Source organism: Pseudomonas sp. 22526, from assembly GCF_052044735.1.
Taxonomy (GTDB): Bacteria; Pseudomonadota; Gammaproteobacteria; order Pseudomonadales; family Pseudomonadaceae; genus Aquipseudomonas; species Aquipseudomonas piscium.
In genome coordinates this window covers 1-19,707 of the sequence record NZ_JBQENK010000013.1, presented here as the reverse complement: position 1 = coordinate 19,707, position 19,707 = coordinate 1, and the positions used below count along the sequence as shown (strand labels likewise).

Annotated in this window: 17 protein-coding genes; 9 read left to right on the top strand and 8 right to left on the bottom strand. The window is 59.2% G+C overall.

Annotated features, from left to right (window positions below):
• Positions 1 to 342 precede the first annotated feature (342 nt).
• From ACTJKT_RS19880 to ACTJKT_RS19870, 3 genes are all read left to right on the top strand, one after another.
• Positions 343 to 1,062 (top strand): fimbrial biogenesis chaperone, encoded by a 720-nt coding sequence (locus ACTJKT_RS19880; protein ID WP_440788258.1) that lies wholly within the window; start codon positions 343 to 345, stop codon positions 1,060 to 1,062.
• Between the two features lie 179 nt (positions 1,063 to 1,241).
• Positions 1,242 to 2,177: a fimbrial protein gene (locus ACTJKT_RS19875; protein WP_440788257.1), complete on the top strand. Its 936-nt coding sequence runs from the start codon at positions 1,242 to 1,244 to the stop codon at positions 2,175 to 2,177.
• A gap of 730 nt (positions 2,178 to 2,907) precedes the next feature.
• Positions 2,908 to 3,534: a fimbrial protein gene (locus ACTJKT_RS19870; protein ID WP_440788256.1), complete on the top strand. Its 627-nt coding sequence runs from the start codon at positions 2,908 to 2,910 to the stop codon at positions 3,532 to 3,534.
• A 432-nt stretch (positions 3,535 to 3,966) separates the two neighbouring features.
• On the opposite strand, the gene ACTJKT_RS19865 is transcribed toward ACTJKT_RS19870, so the two are convergent.
• From ACTJKT_RS19865 to ACTJKT_RS19835, 7 genes are all read right to left on the bottom strand, one after another.
• Positions 3,967 to 4,542 (bottom strand): hypothetical protein, encoded by a 576-nt coding sequence (locus ACTJKT_RS19865; RefSeq protein WP_440788368.1) that lies wholly within the window; start codon positions 4,540 to 4,542, stop codon positions 3,967 to 3,969.
• A gap of 349 nt (positions 4,543 to 4,891) precedes the next feature.
• Complete coding sequence (locus ACTJKT_RS19860) at positions 4,892 to 5,083, bottom strand: hypothetical protein (RefSeq protein ID WP_025804655.1); 192 nt, start codon at positions 5,081 to 5,083, stop codon at positions 4,892 to 4,894.
• 130 nt (positions 5,084 to 5,213) lie between these two features.
• Positions 5,214 to 5,630, bottom strand: a complete 417-nt coding sequence (locus ACTJKT_RS19855; RefSeq protein ID WP_440788255.1) for a bleomycin resistance protein — start codon at positions 5,628 to 5,630, stop codon at positions 5,214 to 5,216.
• An 86-nt stretch (positions 5,631 to 5,716) separates the two neighbouring features.
• Positions 5,717 to 5,953 (bottom strand): hypothetical protein, encoded by a 237-nt coding sequence (locus ACTJKT_RS19850; RefSeq protein ID WP_025804658.1) that lies wholly within the window; start codon positions 5,951 to 5,953, stop codon positions 5,717 to 5,719.
• A 158-nt stretch (positions 5,954 to 6,111) separates the two neighbouring features.
• Entirely contained in the window at positions 6,112 to 6,435 is a 324-nt protein-coding gene (locus tag ACTJKT_RS19845; RefSeq protein ID WP_196762726.1) for a hypothetical protein, read from the bottom strand.
• A 171-nt stretch (positions 6,436 to 6,606) separates the two neighbouring features.
• On the bottom strand, positions 6,607 to 6,879 hold the full coding sequence (locus tag ACTJKT_RS19840; RefSeq protein WP_440788254.1) for a hypothetical protein: 273 nt from the start codon (positions 6,877 to 6,879) through the stop codon (positions 6,607 to 6,609).
• Positions 6,880 to 6,986: 107 nt separating this feature from the next.
• Positions 6,987 to 8,558 carry a L,D-transpeptidase family protein gene (locus tag ACTJKT_RS19835; RefSeq protein WP_440788253.1) on the bottom strand — a complete coding sequence of 524 codons (1,572 nt, stop codon included), beginning with the start codon at positions 8,556 to 8,558 and terminating at the stop codon, positions 6,987 to 6,989.
• A 141-nt stretch (positions 8,559 to 8,699) separates the two neighbouring features.
• Here ACTJKT_RS19835 and ACTJKT_RS19830 point away from each other — a divergent pair, with 141 nt between their 5' ends.
• The gene (locus ACTJKT_RS19830; protein WP_097304210.1) at positions 8,700 to 9,407 is read left to right on the top strand and encodes a murein L,D-transpeptidase catalytic domain family protein; all 708 of its coding nucleotides are present in this window, start codon (positions 8,700 to 8,702) and stop codon (positions 9,405 to 9,407) included.
• A gap of 10 nt (positions 9,408 to 9,417) precedes the next feature.
• Here the strand turns inward: ACTJKT_RS19830 and ACTJKT_RS19825 are convergent, their stop codons facing one another.
• Positions 9,418 to 10,776: an HD domain-containing phosphohydrolase gene (locus tag ACTJKT_RS19825; protein WP_440788252.1), complete on the bottom strand. Its 1,359-nt coding sequence runs from the start codon at positions 10,774 to 10,776 to the stop codon at positions 9,418 to 9,420.
• 214 nt (positions 10,777 to 10,990) lie between these two features.
• On the opposite strand from ACTJKT_RS19825, the gene ACTJKT_RS19820 reads away from it, so the two are divergent.
• The 5 genes from ACTJKT_RS19820 to ACTJKT_RS19800 are packed head-to-tail and all read left to right on the top strand — an operon-like array spanning position 10,991 to position 19,323.
• Complete coding sequence (locus ACTJKT_RS19820) at positions 10,991 to 13,267, top strand: GGDEF/EAL domain-containing response regulator (protein ID WP_440788251.1); 2,277 nt, start codon at positions 10,991 to 10,993, stop codon at positions 13,265 to 13,267.
• Positions 13,264 to 15,132, top strand: a complete 1,869-nt coding sequence (locus tag ACTJKT_RS19815; protein WP_440788250.1) for a putative bifunctional diguanylate cyclase/phosphodiesterase — start codon at positions 13,264 to 13,266, stop codon at positions 15,130 to 15,132. Before ACTJKT_RS19820 ends, ACTJKT_RS19815 begins: the two co-directional genes overlap by 4 nt.
• 26 nt (positions 15,133 to 15,158) lie before the next feature.
• Positions 15,159 to 16,112, top strand: a complete 954-nt coding sequence (locus tag ACTJKT_RS19810) for a cytochrome-c peroxidase (RefSeq protein WP_440788249.1) — start codon at positions 15,159 to 15,161, stop codon at positions 16,110 to 16,112.
• Entirely contained in the window at positions 16,109 to 17,920 is a 1,812-nt protein-coding gene (locus ACTJKT_RS19805; protein ID WP_440788248.1) for a DAHL domain-containing protein, read from the top strand. Before ACTJKT_RS19810 ends, ACTJKT_RS19805 begins: the two co-directional genes overlap by 4 nt.
• Positions 17,917 to 19,323, top strand: a complete 1,407-nt coding sequence (locus tag ACTJKT_RS19800; protein ID WP_440788247.1) for an ATP-binding protein — start codon at positions 17,917 to 17,919, stop codon at positions 19,321 to 19,323. Before ACTJKT_RS19805 ends, ACTJKT_RS19800 begins: the two co-directional genes overlap by 4 nt.
• Positions 19,324 to 19,707: the final 384 nt, after the last annotated feature.

Here is a 19,707-nt window from a genome sequence, read left to right as displayed (position 1 = left end):
TCTAACAACAGTCTACATAAATTATAAATATAGCCCCTATAAACCCAGCACCGCCCCCTCAGCCGAAATACAACACTTAAGAGAAACGACTTAAACCATAACCCATAACAAACTTAATAGATAAAACACAAAAGCAATCTCGCAAACAGTAGAACTACACCCCCTCCTAAAGCATTAGCTCCTACCTATCAACTCATCAGCAAATTTAAGATTTGTCTGATGCCCATATCAGCCCTGCAAGGTTATTATACTTTTAACTTCCAGCTAAAAAGACTGAGACGACTCGAACCACACCATAATGAAATTGATCATCGTCATTTTTCTTAACACCCCGAGAACCTCATGAAAAACCATTTCCTTATCAACTTGGCGATTACCGGAATTCTATTGCTGTGTTCTGGACCCTCCAAGGCAGGCATAACACTGGACGGAACGAGGGCCATACTTGTCGGCCCTAAGCAGGAAACGTCCATCCTGGTGATAAACCAGGAATCGGAACACATCATGATCCAATCCTGGGTCGACTCCTTTAATGCAAATGCTGAAAAGGACATACCTTTTGCCATCACCCCTTCCCTGAATCGCGTGGACGGGAACCAGCGGATGTTGTTGCGTATTTTCTATTATGGCCAGGGGCTACCGACTGATAGAGAGTCGGTGTTCCGCTTGAACGTGCAGGAAGTACCTCGAAAGAGCAAAAGTGAAAACTCACTACAGATTGCCGTGCGCCAGCGCATCAAGCTTTTCTACCGGCCGGCAAACTTGAAAGGCAGCGCTGACGAGGCCCCGGCAGCATTGCTGTGGCGCGTGACTTCCAAAGACGGAAAACCCGGTTTGGAAGTCCGGAATGACTCGGCGTTTCACGTCTCTCTCGGCACGGTAAATATCAAGGATGGCTCAAGCAGCTATCCAATTCCTGCGGAAATGATCCCACCCTATACAAGCCAGTCATTTGCAATCGCAGGAGCTTCTTCGACGCCAGGTGGAACAGCCAAGGTCGAGTTCGAAAGCATCAATGACCTTGGTGAGACCGTTCTTCACTCAAGTAAGGTCGCCAACTGAAATCAGCTCTAAAGCAGAGCCAGCCGAATATCGGCCATAACCTGCAGCAAGAACTCCGACACCATTATGTACAGCACCATATAGATAAGGTGAAACATGCCTGGATAATTCTATACAGTGGTAACGCCAGGTAATTTGCAAACAAGCCATTTGCGAACTCGCTCAAGAGAGAACATGCAGTGAAGTCCACAACAGATAAAACATTGCACACCGTAGTCGCACGGTGCTTATCTGCAATAGTATTCACGATTATCGTCGCATCACCTTCCGCGAGGGCCGCCCATTTTTATGTAACTGCATTCGGGCATGGTACGTTATCAATTCCAGAAAACTCGGCCAGCGGAAAAATACTAGCCCGGGAGTACATTACGCCGATGCAAGCCTGCGGCCAGAATGAGTGTTATTTCAAGTATTTAAATAATTACGAACTCGGTCTGTACAATGCCACCGGCCCGAGATTACAGACGAACGTTCCGGGCATATCGACTCGTATGCTGATCAATGGACAAGCATACGAAGGACAGACGTTTAAGCCACCGATCAAGTTCAGCCAGCCGCTTGAGGTGCAGCTGCTCAGCAATGGTCAACCAAATTCAGGTGGCTCTCTTGCTGGCTCGCTGATAAGTCCGACCTATTTCCGTTTTCAGATGAACGACACATACCTCAGCATCCGCATGGAGGCAAAAATCACGCCAATCTCTGGTACTTGCTCGGTGCAGAACCAGACCGTGACATTGCCTAAAACAGCGTTGGGCGGATTAGGCCAGGTCGGTTCGACAGCCGGCGCCAAGAATTTCCAGATTCAGATCAACAACTGTCCGAAGGGGTACAACCGAATTGGTTATACCCTTGAACCGGTCGGCGGAGTCATCGAAAACACTCCGGGCGTATTACCCCTTACTGCCGGCTCGACCGCGCATGGCGTGAAGATCCAGATCATGGACGATAAGGGCAGACCGGCAACAATGGGAACCTCGGTAACCGTGGACGCTTACAACAAGGAGACCGGTGGTTCGTATGCGATTCCCATGCAGGCGTCCTACATCAGGACGGATGCCACCGCCACACCGGGAACGGTAAACGGGGCGTTGAACGTGCTGATGGACTATCGGTGATCCCTCATGGCTGCCAAGCTTGCGGCACAACGCAGCCATGGGAAACATCATCAGCCGAAATATAATACTTAAATAAACTATAACCCCATGGAGCCTTATGGCTGAAGGAACCTAACGACTCCCACACTACGAACTTAATAGACAAAACACCAAAACAATCTCCTGAGCAGTAGAACCGCGTCCCTCCTAAAGCATTAGCACCTACCTGTCAGTTCATCAGCAAATTTAAGATTTGCCTTATACCCATACATATTTCAAGCCTATTACACTTTAACCCTCCAGCCAAAAAGACTGAGGCGAATCGACAAATCGAATTACAACCATAATTAAATTGATAATCGTCAATTTTCTTAACGCGCCATACGGTGGTAGCGCCAGGTGATTTGCAGACAATCAATTTGCAAGCTCGCTCAAGAGAGAATACACAATGAAGTCCACAACAAACAAAACGACGCGCACTGTAGCCGCACGGTGCGTATCTGCAATAGTATTCACGATTATCGTCGCATCACCCTCCGCGAGGGCGGCTAGTATAGTTGCATTCGGGCAGCAGATATCAATTCCAGAAAACTCGGCCAGCGGGAGAATACTCGCCCGGGAGTACATTACGCCGATGCAGGCCTGTGGCCGGAACGAGTGTTATCTCAATTATTTAGCCAACTACCCATACGGTGGTCCCACGGGCACCGGGCCGATAATACCGACGAAGGTTTCGGGCATATCGAGTCGTGTGCTGATCAATGGACAAGGGTATCAATCACAGAATTTTAATCCAGCGATCAAGTTCAGCCAGCCGCTTGAGGTGCAGTTGCTCAGCGATGGTCGACCAAATTTAGGTGGCTCTCTTGCGGGTAGCGTGGGGTCAAGTCTGTACTATTACTGGGTTCGGTTTAACGGCAACGACCTCTACATCTACCTGAATGGAACAATCACGCCAATCCCCGGCACTTGTTCGGTGCAGAACCAGACCGTGACATTGCCTACAGAACAGTTGAACAAATTAGACCGGATCGGTGCGACAGCCGGCGCCAAGAGTTTCCAGATTCAGATCAACAAATGTCCGAAGGGGTACAACCGAATTGGCTATACGCTTGAACCGGTCGGCGGAGTCATCGAAAACACGCCGGGCGTATTACCCCTTACTGCCGGCTCGACCGCGCATGGCGTGAAGATCAAGATCATGGACGATAAGGGCAAACCGGCAACAATGGGAACCTCGGTAACCGTGGACGCTTACAACAAGGCAACCGGTGGTTCATATGCAATTCCCATGCAGGCGTCCTACATCAGGACGGATGCCACCGCCACACCGGGAACGGTAAACGGGGCGTTGAACGTGCTGATGGACTATCGGTGATCCTTCATGGCTGCCAATCCTGCAGCACAACGCAGCCATGGGAAACAGGGTTTCGAGTTGATAAAGCCAATCGACATGACATTGTAGGGCCGCTCGCACACCGACATCGTTATCTGTCAAAAGCAACGGTGCCTGGCTCCTCGGACAGTTGGCAAGCAGTAGTGGAAATCTACGCGCCTATCAAGGGCAAGCCGCACATCACCCAGATCCACCGGATCTAAGTACGTTTCAAAAGCATCGGGCCACGCACAAGTTGCGGGACTCGATGCTTTATCACAGCTCTCTCCTTCCAGGCTCTCGCCCCCAAGTACTACAGGCTAAAGCCTTGATTATTTTGAGCTTTTTCGTTTCTGGCTCAGGCAAGGAACTGCATGCCAAGGCAATGCCGTTACAGAACTTTCCGACTGGCCCCTCCTCCGGAACACAATCCCCTCACTTGCTGCCAGTGCGCGACCACCCATCATCCATGGCGCCCGCTGTATTGACGACTATCAGCGCCACGACACAGGCAAACAACGCGAACACGGCAAACACCCCCATCACATGCAAGTAAGGCAGTGCGTTATTCCACGCCCGAGCCACCCCCAGGAATGCGGCAAACAACCAGCTACTCATGGAGAGCGCGCCCAAGAGAGCAAGGCGAGTGCGGTCGGAGTTGGATAACGAGGCAAAGGGGGCCTTCTGCAGCAGCGGGAAACCGATCCGGTGCAACAAGGCGCCGTTGAGGCTAAGCAGCGCGACGACACTGGCCTTAGCCCAGAGCTTTTGATTGAGCAGGTACCCACTGCCCTCATAGAGGTAGCCCTGGAGCACCAGCAGCAAGCCACTTCCCCAAAGAGCCAATAGCGCGAGCATGACGATCTTTTGAGTCTCGTCGAGGTACTCACGCTGCACCTGGTTCAGCACTTCCTTGCGCCAGCTCCAGAGCTTTTGATCAGCCTGTAACACCCTCCCCAGAGCAATACAGGTGGCAATCAGATGACCATACACGAGTAGCATTTTGAGCATTACCTTGACCTTATTCTTATGTGGGCAATGCACTCCCTCGCACCCTTGATTTGAAACTAAATGATACACATTAATATTTGTATCAAACAAGTTACCTACCCAGCCATCCATCCGGATCTGGAGTCGCCTGCCCTCTCGCACAGTCTTCGCGTCATAAGCCATCCCCGGGCCGACGGCATACATTGGCCCTTGAGCGTTGGCTTGTATCTGTATCGAAAAGGCCTGAGGGTCGACCAAGCCATCGGTACCGCCGAGCACCGCCACCATCATGGGTACAACGGCCGGCAGCCCTCCTGGCCCTATGCAAGGAGGAGAAAGCAAAGAGCCCGGCACTATGGCCGGGCTCTGGTTATTTTCTGGATTCCATCATCTTGTCGGCGAGAGTTTTGGCTCTTGCGATCAACAGGTTCTGCCTGTCTTCGTGAGTGGCCTCTCCTACGATCGGTGCCGTCAGGTTGCTTTCCGCAATCAACGCAGCGCAGAAGTACTGATCCCAGACTCTTTGTTCCGACGCCTGTTTGCTTACTTGGTCGGCGATCATATGCGGCTCCTTTTGGCGAGGTAGCACCGCTATTTTACGCCTTAACGCTATCGGCCCCCGCCATAGCGGATAGTCGGCAAATGCTTGGGTGCCCGGCCGGGGCGCTCAAACGCACGGCGCTGATTCGTAGCTACTTCATTCCGATCTCTTCCGCGAAACGAAGCAGGTATCCGTCAGGGTCCAGGACCAGGAAATTCCTCTGGCCAAACTGCCGATCGTTGCTGCGGTACCAATGCTCTTCGACAGGCCTCCTGATCGGCCAGCCCGCCTTTTCAAGCGCGCAAACCAGAGCCTGTGCATTCGGACACTCGATGGAAAGATTCATGCCTCGGCCGTAGGGAGGCTCCAGGGGCCCCACGCGCCAGGGCGAATCGTCATGCCAGTCCTGCTCCAGCATGATCTGGCTGCTGCCAAAGGAGAGAAAGGCAAACTTGTCTTCGGGGCGGTCGTACTCGACCCTGAAACCCAGCACATCACAATAGAAATACAGACTCTGCTGCAAGTCCGAAACGATCAGTTCCGGCACCAGGGCGTTCAACTTGAACATGCTCTTGCATCCATTCAGTTCCTTGGCCGGCCAATTTACCCTGGTTCTCAGTCATTGCCGGCTTATTTAGCACGCGGCATTACCTGTCATTGAACCTTCTGCCCGTTGCCAATCTTCTTGGCCCTGTCGATCCCCCACTCAAACGCATCTTCCATGTCCAGGCCATCCGGGGCCAGGTCATTGTCTTCGAGAATAACGCTGCCATCCGGCTTGTAGATGCCGATGAACATCTTGAGCGAGCCATCTCTGAGGATCTCTGATCGCACCTTGATCTGGCACCCATTTGAAAGGGTTTCACTGTAATTCAAATGACGCTCAGTCATGGCCGCATCCCTCAGTAGATGAAGTTCGAGTAAGGCACAGCCCATTGATTCACGCCAGTCAAGGGCCCCCACCAATGGTTAGAGACGATATGCCAGATTTTCCGAAGGCAAAAAAAGCCCCGCACAGTGGCGAGGTCGATCTTCTATCTGTCAGCGCTTCAGCCGGCAGGTTTCAGTGGCGCCGGGGCCGCCATGACATAGCGGGACATCAGGTAGGCCACCAGCCCGCCCAGCGCCGCGCCCGCCGCATCCGCCAGAAACAGCGCCAGTTGCGAAGCCGAATGCTGGTAGACCCTGCACATCGCCACCCAGGCATTTTCCATGAAGTCGGAAGCCCAATCCCAACCGCAGGGGTAGACCATCAGGAAAGCCAGCCCGGCGAGGGTTATCCATCCGGACAATCTGGACGGGGCCTGCGAAAGGACGAACCGGGCCAGCTGGCAGATACCGACAAAGAGCCAGGCCGCCAGCATGCTTCTCATGAATTGATCGAATAACTCGAAAAAGGCCATGGCAACCTACGCCGAAAAATCACCGAGCGATGATAGCCATTCGCGTCGCCATAAAAAACCCGGCGCAATGGCCGGGTTTTCATCAATCGTGTAGCGGTGCCTGCGGGTGGCCCCGCGAGTCCGATCCTGCGCCGAGCCCCTTTATCGGGCCGCAGTCTGACAGGTTCCTGCGCCCTCCTCCCCCGCTCCACCTGCAACCTGGACCAGGGCTTCCAGCAAGGCTTCGGTGTGATTGATCGATTCCCGGATCTCATCGAAGGCATCCTCCAGATCGCGCACCTTCGCTGTCGCCGAAGCGCCGCACAAGGCTTCCTGGATCTGGAACTCATCCTGCTTGAATTGCAGGACATTGGCCCGCAGGCCTTCGATACGAAGGGACAGCTGCGAGATGTGGTGGCGGCGACGCTGAACCATTTCGGTTCTCCTTTATGGCCCTCTTACTTATTCAGATCGTCGCGCGCCGACGGATGTTCAGCGATTCCTGACCAAAGGCACAGCGCTCCATGCCAATGGCCAGACCCTCAAAGCTTGCTGTCCAGCGCCACCACCAAGGCCGCGTCCCGTCCGTAGATGTCCGGGGCATAGGACAGCTGACCATGGCTGTCGGCTTGCGCCGTCCAGTAGGTGAGCAGGATAGGTACCGGCGTCGACAGCCTGAACTCATGGGTGAGCCCGGTGCTCAGCAACTCGTCGGTACGCACCCGCTCCGCCGGGCTCACCAGCAGATCGCGCAGCTGCAACGCATGCTCGACCCGCACGCAGCCCGAACTGAAGGCCCTCGGCCCCTTGTTGAACAGCGCCTGGCTGGGCGTGTCGTGCAGATACACCGAGAACGGGTTGGGGAACCGGATCGCCATCTGCCCCAGCGGGTTTCTCGGCCCGGCGTCCTGGCGCAGGAGGATATTGCCGGGGTTGTCCCAGTCGATATCTTCCACCGCCAGGGGATGCCCCTCGCTATCGAGCACCTGCAGGTTCTGCCGATTGAGGAAGGACTGGTCACGGCGAATTTCCGGCAACTTGTCTTCGCGGAAAATGGTCGGCGGCACTGTCCAGGTCGGGTTCAGGGTCAGGCGCGTGACCTGGGATTTCAGCAAGGGCGTCTGGCGCTCGGCACGCCCCACCTGGGTCCGGGTCTGCCACACCGGCACCCCGCCCTGATAGACGATCAACTGCGCCGCGGCCAGGTTGACCAGCAGGCTGTTGGGCTCCAGGTCCTGCGCCAGCCAGCGAAAGCGTTCGAGGTTGATGCGCAGCTGTTCGCGGCGCATCTGCGGGCTGATGTTCAGTTCATTCAAGGTCCCCGCACCGATCACCCCGTCGGCTTGCAGCGAATGGCTGAGCTGGAAGCTTTTCACCGCACTCACCAGGTCGCTGCTGTAAAGGGTGTCGCCCTCGTTGGCGAGAGTGCTCAGGTACCCCTCCTTGAACAGCCGTTGCGCCAGTTCCGGCACCCGCGCGTCCTGCATCTGCGGACGTAGCAGCGGCCCGCTGGGAAGCGGCTGCCAATGGGGCAATGCCAGCTGGCGCTGCTGGGCATACAGCTGGCGCAGGTTCTGATATTGCTCGAGGCTCGGCCGTGCCAGCGCGAAGGCCGCCGGGATGTCCTGCAGGCCGGGCCCGGCGATGGCGAGCACCTGCGCCTGGCGATCCAGCTGCAAGGGATGGGCGTGCCACATCGGTTCGAAACGGGCCTGCGACAGACGGCCGTAATGCAGGTCATGCAGGGCTTGCAGGTAATGCTGGCTGAAGCTCAGGTCGGCGCACAGCGCGTCGCCCGCGAGCGCACTGGCCGGTGAACGGTAGTCGGCCGGGTCCAGGCCATCGTCGGCCAGTTGCTGCAACTGTGCCTGCAACGTCTCCAAACGCGTGCCGGATGACCAGAGCAGCTGGTCACCCTGCTGTTGGTAAAAGGCCTGTAACAGACTCTGGGCGGGGATATCCAGATGCGCCGCCAACCCCGGACAGGCAGCGGACAATCGAGTGAATACCAGTTGCACAGGGTTTTCATGATCGACCAGTACATCCTGAGCAGTCGCGACCAACGGCGCAGCGAGCAGGAAAAGGCTCAAGTAACATGCGTGTTTTTTGAACAACTGCTTTACTCCAATCATGGCCATCATTGTGATGGTCAACCTCGGCAGTGGCTGCGAAAAATCGTCCAACCACCGGTAACCAGAACTGCCAGGAGAGCGACAGGACGTCAGGAGCCAAAGCGACTGTGGGGACACTCTAGAATGCCGACCTTCCTGCGCCGACTCTGTCTGGCAATCACCACCCTAGGCGCGATCTGCAGCCCCGCGCTCGCCGCCAACAACCCGACTCCGCTGCTTTACAACAGCCTCGCCCACGCCGCTCCAGAACTCAATCCCCAAGTGCTGAAAAGTGCCCTGAGCGCCATGCAATGCGCAGTCAACAGTGGCGCCAGAAAGGCCCGGCACCTGGCGGTCATCGACTATTCGCAGCCGTCCACCGCCCGCCGCCTGTGGATCTTCGATTTGAATAAAAGAACCCTGGTGCTACGCGACCTGGTCGCCCACGGGCAGAAATCCGGGGAAAACTTCGCCACCCAGTTTTCCAATCGCATGGGCAGTTTCCAGTCCAGCCTCGGCCTGTTCCGCACCCAGGAAAGTTATGAAGGCAGCCACGGTTATTCGCTGCGCATGGACGGCCTGGAGCCGGGCTTCAACGACCTCGCCCGCGACCGGGACATCGTGATTCACGCAGCCGATTATGTGAGCCCCCTGTGGAGCCAGCGCCAAGGGCGCATCGGCCGCAGCCTGGGTTGCCCGGCCGTGCGCCCGCAGGTGGCGCGCCAGGTGATCGATCGCCTCAAGGACGGCCAGTTCATGTTTTCCTGGTACCCCGACCAGCGGTGGCTGAAATCCTCGCCCTACCTCAACTGCCAGCCACGCCAGGTGGCCAGCATTGTCGGCGGCGGTTAGGCCGGGCCCCTCAACCGGCGGCTGAGGCCGCCGCTTTCGCCTCTTCGGGTACTTTGACGAAGACGCTGTAATTCGCCCCTTCCATCACTTCGAAGGCGATGAGCTTTTCCACCAGCGGACGGCTCAGCACCTTGCCGGCATTGAGCAGCAGCATGCCGTTGTCGGCATTCAGGTTGCGCGCCAGGGTCATGCCGGCAGCCAAGTCTCGAGTGGCCAGGACCTTGACCCTCGGGTCGTTCAGGGTGTCATCGCTGAGGAACACCGCGCAGACCCCGACGAAATCCTCCACCAGCCCGGGGTCGTAGACTTTACCGGCGTACTTGCGAATGAACAGCAGCGCTTCAGTGCTGCTCATCTGCCGTTCGAGTATCAGCCCGCGCTGCAGCTCGATGAAATCCACCGCCAGCTTGAGCCAGCGCGAACCCAGCGGAATGGCCTCGCCCTTGAGGTGATCGGGAAAGCCGCTACCGTCCCAGCACTCCTGGTGATGCAGGATGATGCGCGCCGCGTCCTTCGTCGGATCCAGGGTCATCAGCAACGACTCGCTCTGTTTCGGGTAGGCCCGGTACAGATCGAGCTCGGTGGAGGCCAGCAGGTCCGCGGGGGTGGTCACCATGCTGTCGCTCCAGCCCAGCTTGCCGATGTTGTACAGCGCGGCGGCCATGGTCATGTCACGGCTGTCGGCTTCCCCCAGGCCATGGGTGGTGCAGTAGACACGAATCAGCTCGATGATCTGGCGGTTGCTCTGCTTGGCCTTGGGCAACCGCAGGTTCGCCAGCAGCGAAAACACCTCGGTCCCGGTCACGTAGCTGCGCTTGAGCTCTTCATACGCCAGGTCGAGCATGTCGGCGGTCTGTTGCAGCTCGGCGGTGCGCGCCGCCACATGTTTTTCCAGGGTTGCGTTGAGCGTCTTCAGTTGTTTGTTCTGCTGCCGGGTCAATTTCTCCAGGCGCTGGCGCTCGCTCTCCGAATGACGATAGGCCAGGGCCTGGCGCAGGGTCACCAGCATGTCCTCATCGTTCCAGGGCTTGCTGATGTAACGATGGATCTGCCCTTGGTTGATGGCCTTGGCGATCAAGGTCATGTCGGCATAGCCGGTGAGCAGGATACGTAGCGTCGATGGATAACGCTGATGGATATGGGCCAGCAGGGTGGCGCCGTCCATGTTGGGCATGCGCGCATCGCTCATGACCACGTCGACCGGCCGCTGTTCGAGGATTTCCAGGGCCTTGGCGCCGCTGTCGGCCAGCAGGATGTCGTAAGGCTGGCTGCGCAACAGCCGGCGAAGGCTATTGAGAATCGATTCTTCATCGTCCACCAGCAATACCGTCGGTCTGCTCTGGGCTCCGCCCGTTGTAGGTTCTTCCATGTCTCCCCGCTCCCTTTTGACGTCGATCAGACCTTCCTTCTGGGACAGGCTAGATGACTTGTAGCCTTTCGCTATGAATTTGACGCCGGCCGATTAGCGCATACGGGGGAGCCTGACTATGCTCAAGGCGAAAATGGATTGCATGCTCAGGAAGCAGGAAGGGAAGCCCGATGAGCTTATATACAAGGTGCCCGCGCCGGGTTGGAGTACGGCGATGATGTCGTCGGCAGACCGGACCAACCGGCGAATTCTGATCGTCGACGATACGGCGTCGATCCACGAGGATTTTCGGAAGATCCTCGCCCATGCGGATGCCCCCGGGGACAGTCTCAGCGACGCCGAGGCCGCCCTGTTCGGCACGCCCGTCAGTGCCTCGCTGGAGCATTTTTTCCTCGACTCGGCGTTCCAGGGCCGCGAAGCGCTGGACAAGGTGCAAGCGGCGCTGGACCACGATGCGCCTTATGCCATGGCGTTCATCGACATGCGCATGCCACCCGGCTGGGACGGCCTGGAAACCATCGAGCGGCTGTGGCAGGTCGATCCCAAGCTGCAAATCGCCCTGTGCACCGCCTACTCCGACTACTCCTGGGAAGACATCGCCGAGCGCCTGCAACTGGGCGACCGCCTGCTGATCCTGAAAAAACCCTTCGACGCCATCGAGATCCGCCAGATGGCCAGCGCCCTGACCGTCAAATGGCAGATGACCGAAGACGCCGCGCTGAAAATGGATCAGCTGGAACAGGCGGTCGAGGAACGCACCCGCGAGCTGGCCGACGCCAACATCATCGTGCAGAACAGCCCCACCATCCTCTATCGCCTGCGCGGCGAGCCTTCGTTCACGCTGATGTACATTTCCCACAACATCACCAAGTTCGGCCATCTGGCGGCGCAACTGGTGGCCTCGCCCGACTGGGCCCAGACCCTGATCCACCCCGCGGACCAGGCCAAGGTCAGGAGCGCCATGCTGCGGATCCTCGATCGGGATGTGGCGGGGGCGTCCATCGAGTTCCGCATGCGCACCGGCGATGGTGCCTTTCGCTGGGTGGAAAACCGCTATATCCCGGTGCGCAACGACCAGGGCCAACTGGTCGAAGTGGAAGGGATCATCCTCGACATCACCGAACGCAAGCTGGCCGAAGAAAAAATGGCCCTGATGGCCCGCACCGACAGCCTGACCGGGCTGGCCAACCGCGCGACCCTGATCGAGCGCCTGCACCAGGCATTCGCCGCGGCCAGGCGGGGAGCCGCGCCCTTCGCGATGTTCTACCTGGACCTGGACCACTTCAAACGCATCAACGACACCCTCGGCCACCCCATAGGCGACCTGTTGTTGCAGGAAGTGTCCCGGCGCATCAAAGCCTGCACCCGGGAAAACGACGTGGTGGCGCGCCTGGGCGGCGACGAGTTCGCGATCCTGCAACTGGACGTCGACGAGGCCACGCACTGCGCCGCGCTGGCCACGAAAATCCGCGACACCCTGGTACTCCCCTACTCCCTGGAAGGCAACGAGGTGCGCATTTCGGTGAGCATCGGCATCAGCCTCTACAGCCCGCAGACCCTGAGCGCCGAAAGCCTGATGGCGCAGTCGGACATGGCGCTGTATCGCTCCAAGGACCAGGGCCGCAACCAGTTCCATTTCCACAGCGAGGAAATCAACCAGGAAGTCACTGAGCGGGTGACCCTGGCCAACGACCTGAAACTGGCCCTGGAGCGCGACGAACTGCACCTGCATTACCTGCCGGAGGTCGATCTCGGTACCGGCAAGATCCTCGGCATGGCGGCCCAGGTCCGTTGGCTCCACCCCCAGCGCGGCTGGCTCGAGGCCGAGGATTTCATGCCCGCGGCCGAGAAGACCGGTATCGTCATCGCCCTCGGCCATTGGCTGCTGGACCAGGCCTGCCGGCAGATGCGCGCCTGGCGCGACCAGAACGTGGCGCCGCCCTTGATCGCGATCCATTTGTCCCTGGTCCAGCTCAAGACCGGCCCGGAACTGATCTACGACGTGTTGCGCACCACCGCGCGCTGGGACCTGTGCCCGTGGGACCTGAGATTCGACGTGACCGAGGGCACCCTGGCCCAGACCAAGTGGACTCACAACGACATCCTGCCCAGGCTATGCGAGCTGGGCGTGAAGATCGCCATCGACGATTTCGGCACCGAGTATTCCTCGTTCGACTACCTCAAGACCTACAGGGTCAACCACCTCAAGCTGGCCCAGCGCTTTCTCGACAGCGCCAGCAGCGACCCGGACAACGCCATGACGCTGCGGGCCATCCTCAACTTCGCCCGTGAGGTGGGCATCGGGGTCACCGCTGAAGGGGTGGAAACCCAGGAGCAGCGCACCACCCTGATATCCAACGGCACGCCACTGGGGCATTCGCCCGGCATGGCAGTCGACAGCGACCAGGCTGGCGAACTGCTCAAGGCCAGGTCTGCCGCGGTGGATGGCAGCCCCTGGTCGGCGGATCCGACATCGGAGAATCTCAGGTGAGCCCTTTATCCGTGGTGCCCAATCGGCGGATCCTGATCATCGACGACACACCGGCGATCCATCAGGACTTTCGCAAGATTCTCAGCCCCGAAGACGAAGGGCTTCTGGGCAACACCGAAGCCTTGCTGCTCGGCGCCAACCGCAAACCCCATCAGCACTTCGAGCTGGACTCGGCCTATCAGGGCGAGGAAGCCGTGGAACTGGTCAAGCGCGCCCAGGCCGAAGGCCGACCCTATGCCCTGGCCTTTATCGACATGCGCATGCCACCGGGCTGGGATGGCCTGCAGACCATCGAACATCTGTGGAAGACCGACCCGCAGTTGCAGATTGCCCTATGCACCGCGTTCTCCGATTACTCATGGGAAGCCATGGCCGAACGCATCGAGTTCGGCGACCAGCTGCTGATCCTGAAAAAGCCGTTCGACAGCCTCGAGATCCGCCAGATGGCCAGTGCCCTGACCTGGAAATGGCAGCTGGCGCAGGACGCGGCGAGCAAGATGCGCAACCTGGAACAGACCATCGAAGAACGGGTTCAGGAACTGCTGAGCGTGTCGCACCTGCTGCATTACGATGTGCTCACGGGGCTGCCCAACAGTACCTTGCTGGGCGATCGCCTGACCCAGCATCTGTCCCACTCCCGCCGCCATGATCGCCAGTTGGCGGTGATGTTCATCGGCCTGGACCGTTTCAAACGCATCAATAACGCACTCGGACACCCGGCGGGAGACGAGATGCTCAAGCTCGTCGCCCGCAGCCTGGCGACCACGTTGCGCGAAACCGACTCGGTATTTCGCTACGGTTCGGACGAGTTCGTGGTGATTATCGGCGACATCCTGCACCCGCAGCAGACCCGAGGGGTGGCCGAAAAACTCCTGGCCGCCGTCAACACCTCTCACTCAGTGGCGGGCCACGACCTGACGGTCACCGCCAGCCTGGGCATCAGCATCTACCCCTACGACGGCGCCGATGCCGTCACGCTGATCAAGAACGCCGAGACCGCCATGCGCAACGTCAAGGACTGCGGCCCCAACAACTTCAGCTTCTTCATCGAAGACATGAACCTGCGCGCGCGCCAGCAACAGACCCTGGAAACCGGCCTGCGCCTGGCGTTGCAGCGTGAGGAGTTCGTCCTGCACTACCAGCCCAAGCTGGACCTGGCCCGGGGTACAGTGGTCGGTGCCGAGGCGTTGGTGCGCTGGAACCGACCCGGCCATGGCAGGGTGTTCCCCTCGGACTTCATCCCGGTGGCCGAAGACAGCGGGCTGATCGTCGCCCTCAGCCAATGGGTATTGCGCCGTGCCTGCCTGCAATCGCAGGCCTGGCAGGCGCAGGGCCTGCCGCCCATCTGCATGTCGGTGAATGTGTCGGCCATCGACTTCCGCCAGCACGACTACGTCGAGCGCCTTACCCGCACACTGGCCGAGACCGGGCTCGACCCGACCTTGCTGGAACTGGAAATCACCGAAAGCGTGCTGATGCAGAACGTCGACGCCACCATCGCCACGCTCCGCGCCATCAAGCAGCTGGGGGTGCGCCTGGCCATCGACGACTTTGGCACCGGCTACTCGAGCTTGAGTTACCTGCAGAAATTCCCGGTCGACGTGTTGAAGATCGACCAGTCGTTCGTGCGTGACCTGGGTACCGACAGCAACGACGCAAAACTGGTCAGCAGCATCATCGACCTGGGCAAAAGCCTGAACCTGAGCATCATCGCCGAAGGTATAGAGACCGCCGAGCAACTGGACTTTCTCAAGCGTCATCACTGCGAGGAAGGCCAGGGCTTCTACTTCAGCAAAGCCGTGGAGCCCGAGGAATTCGCCCGCTTCCTGGCCAACTCCCAGCGACCTCACCTGCCTCATCCATAAAGCTGTGCCTGGTAAGGATACCGACCATGTCGTCACTCGCACTGCTCCTTTCGGCCAGCCTGCTGCTCGCTCCAGGCGCCGGGGCCGCGCCATTGGAAGGACCGCTCAAACCTCTCCCCGCAGCGCCGGTGCTGGACAGCAAACGCGTCGAACTGGGACGACGCCTGTTCAACGATCCGCGCCTGTCGGTGAATAACAGCCTGTCGTGCGCCAGTTGCCATCGCCTCGACCAGGGCGGCGCCGATACCGTCCCGCACTCTCTGGGTTTCGATGGCAAGCCCGTGTCGGTCAACACCCCGAGCGTGTTCAACGCCAGCCTGAACTTCCACCAGTTCTGGGACGGTCGGGCCGAAACCCTGGAAGACCAGGTGCATATCGTGGTGCAGAGCCCCAGTGAAATGGGCAACGACTGGAAAGTCGTGGTGCAGCGCATCGCCGACGATCCGGCCTATCGCAGCGCCTTCGCCGACGCCTACCCCGACGCCGTGACCCAGAGCAATATCCAGGACGCCCTGGCCGATTACGAACGCACCCTGCTCAGCGCCAACTCGCGCTTCGACCAATACCTGGCGGGCAACACCGAGATCCTCGACATCGAGGAAAAGTACGGCTACCAGCGCTTCCAGGAATACGGCTGCATTGCCTGTCACCAGGGGGTGAATATCGGCGGCAACATGTTCCAGAAGTTCGGCGTGCTCGGCGACTATTTCGCGGCCCGGGGCAATCCCACCGAGGCCGACCTGGGGCGGTTCAACGTCACGGGCGAAGAAGAAGACCGCAATGTGTTCAAGGTGCCGAGCCTGCGTAACGTCGCAGTCACTGCGCCGTACTTCCACGACGGCTCGCAAGCCACCCTCGAAGGCGCCGTGGCGGTGATGTTCAAGTACCAGTTGGGACGTACGCCGTCCGAGGAAGACAAACGCCTGATCGTCAAATTCCTCAACACCCTGACCGGCGAGTGGCAAGGCAAACCCTTATGAAAGTATCCCGTCGCGTGAGCATCCTGCTGCTGTCCGCCCTCGCGGTCCTGCTGGCTTCAATCCTGCTGTTCCTCTACCTCAAATCCAGATCCGACCAGACCGTGACCTACACCGAGTCCCGCGACCTGATCCGCCAGATCAAGCAGCAGAACTCGCTGTGGGAGAACGAAATACTCAAGGCCAGGGTGGCCATCACCCACAACTACGACCCGCTGGTTTCACCGCTGAACGAGATGACGCGCCTGTGGCTGGATTTCGACTCGATGGAGGCGCAGAACCAGCGCAACGATTCGCCGCTGTGGCGCAACGCCCATGACGGTTATCTGAACGCGATGAAGGAAAAGACCCGATTGGTGGAACAGTTCAAGTCGCACAACTCCGTGCTGCGCAACTCCCTGGCCTTCCTGCCGACCGCCGAGGACGACATCCAGCAGGAACTGGCGAAAATGCGCGACGCGGACAAATTGCAGCTGCAGAACATTGCTACCGATACCTACGACCTGTTGCTCAGCAGCCTGGAGTTCGCCCAGGTCACCTCCGCCGACCGGGCCGCGGACATTCTGGTGGGTCTGAACAAGCTGGCGGTCAACAAGGAGCGCTTGCCCACTGAGTTCCATGGCCTGATCGATACCCTCAGCAACCACGTCGGGCTGATCCTGCGCGAGCAACCCAAGGTCAACCACCTGCTAGAGGAAATCGAAGTGGTACCGGTCGCCGAACGCCTGGACGACATCACTGTCCTGCTCAACCGCGACCAGCAGCAGGCCGAGGCCGTTGACCAGCAGTACCATTTCTACCTGCTGCTGTTTTCCTCGTTGCTGGTGCTGCTGCTGATCTGGCTGGGCATTCGCCTGATCCGCAGCTTTGCCGAGATCAACCAGATGAACCGGGCCCTGGTGGCCGCCAACGACGAACTCGAGCAAAGGGTCGAAGAACGCACACGCCAGCTCAAGGATACCCAGAGCGAGCTGCTCGACACCGCCCGCCAGGCCGGCATGGCGGAAATCGCCACCAACGTCCTGCACAACGTCGGCAACGTGCTCAACAGCGTGAACATCTCCGCCGACCTGGTCAGCCGCAAGCTGCGCAACAGCAAGGCCCAGGGGCTGGGCAAGGCGATGCAGCTGATCAACCAGCACCAGCAGGACCTGGGCCGCTTTTTCACCGAAGATGAAAAGGGCAAGTTGCTGCCCGGCTACCTGAACCAGTTGGTCGAGGCCATCGACCTGGAACAGCAAGGCATGACCGAGGAGCTGACCCAACTGAGCAAAAGCGTCGATCACATCAAGGACATCGTCGCCACCCAGCAATCCTATGCGGGCGCCAACAGCCTGCTGGAACCCCTGTCGGTCAGCGAATTGCTCGAAGACGCGCTGCGCATGAACTCCGGCGCCCTCACCCGCCACCATGTGACAGTGCTCAAGGAGTACAGCGATGTGCCACGGATCATGGGCGACAAGCACCGCCTGCTGCTGATCCTGATCAACCTGATCAGCAACGCCAAGTACGCCATGTCCGACCTGTCCAATCAGACACGCAACATGACCCTGGGGGCGACGGTGGTCGACGGCGAAACCCTGCAGATCAGTGTGCGCGACGAAGGCGAAGGCATAGCCCAGGAAAACATGACCCGCATCTTTGCCCACGGCTTCACCACCCGTAAGGAGGGCCATGGGTTCGGCCTGCACAGTTGCGCGCTGGCGGCCATCGAGATGAATGGCCACCTGACCGCCCACAGCGACGGCCCGGGCAAAGGTGCGCTGTTCGTCCTGCAGATACCCCTGATACCCGCCGAAGGTGAGCCATGAACAACCCGATAAACCGGCGCGTCCTGCTGATCGACGACACCCCTGCGATCCACGACGACTTCCGCAAGATCCTCACCCCCAAGACCGGCGACAGCGTCGACCTCGATGCAATGGAAAGCGCGCTGTTCGGCAGTGCGCCGAAAACCACCGCCACGGCGTTCGAACTGGACTCGGCCTACGGTGGCCAGGAAGGCCTGGGCAAGCTGCTGGAGGCGGCGAGCAAGGGGCAGCCCTACGCCCTGGCCTTCGTCGACATGCGCATGCCCGATGGCTGGGATGGCGCGCAAACCATCGAAGAGTTGTGGAAGCACGATCCGTTGCTGCAGGTGGTGGTGTGCACCGCCTACTCCGACTACTCCTGGGACGAGTTGCTCGATCGCCTGAACGGTCATGACCGCCTGCTGATCCTGAAAAAGCCCTTCGACAATATCGAAGTCCAGCAGATGGCCAACACCCTCACCATCAAATGGGAAATGACCTTGCGGGCGCAGTTGCAGATGAGCGAGCTGGAAGAGCGGGTGGAGCAACGGACCCTGGCGCTCACCCAGGCCAGCGCCGCGCTGCAACGGGAGATCGACGAGCGCAAGCTGCTGGAAAGCCAACTGGTGCAATCGGAAAAGCTCGCCTCCCTGGGCCAGTTGGCCGCCGGGGTCGCCCATGAAATCAACAACCCGATCGGCTTCATTTCCTCCAACCTCGGCGCCCTGGACAACTACTTCAAGCACCTGCAGGAGATGCTCCAGGCCTACGTCAGCGCCGAACACGGGGTCGCCGCCAGCGAGCTGCGCGATCAGCTGAAACAACTGCGCACGGAGATCGAGCTGGATTTCCTCCTCGAGGACATCCCCCTGCTGATCAAGGAGTCCAAGGACGGCATCGACCGGGTCAGCCAGATCGTCAGGGACCTCAAGGACTTTTCCCGGGTCGACTCGACCCAGGAATGGCAGTGGACGGACCTGCAACAGGGCATCGACTCGACCCTGAACATCGTCGCCGCCGAGATCAAATACAAAGCCGACGTGGTCAAGGAATACAGCGAGCTACCGGAAATCGAGTGCCTGCCTTCGCAGATCAACCAGGTGGTGATGAACCTGGTCGTCAACGCCGCCCAGGCCATGGGCAACCAACGGGGCACCATCACCCTGCGCAACGGCGTCGAGGGCGAAAACGTGTGGATCGAAGTGGCCGACAACGGCTCGGGCATCCCGCCGGACAGCCTGCAGAAAATCTTCGACCCGTTTTTCACCACCAAACCCGTGGGCCAGGGCACGGGGCTGGGGCTGTCGCTGTCCTACGGAATCGTCAAGAAACACCGCGGCGACATCTCGGTGCGCAGCGAGGTCGGTATCGGCACCACCTTCCGCGTCGAGCTTCCGGTGCATCAGAGCCGAAAGGCCAGCTGAACGACCCCGCGATACCGCCTCTGTAGGAGCCAGGCTTGCCGGCGATCCAGGCAACGCGGTGGGTCAGGCAGACCGCCATCGCGGGCAAGCCTCGCTCCTACACCCTTCCCCGAGGCATGCAGCATTCTCGATGGCGCCACTGCCTCTGTAGGAGCCAAGCTTGCTGGCGATCCAGGCGACGCGGTGGGTCAGGCAGACCGCTATCGCGGGCAAGCCTCGCTCCTACATCACTCTCCCGGGGCATGCCGCATGTTCGATGACACCACTGCCTTTGTAGGAGCCAGGCTTGCCGGCGATCCAAGCGACGCGGTGGGTCAGGCAGACCGCCATCGCGGGCAAGCCTCGCTCCTACACCCTTCCCCGAGGCATGCAGCATTCTCGATG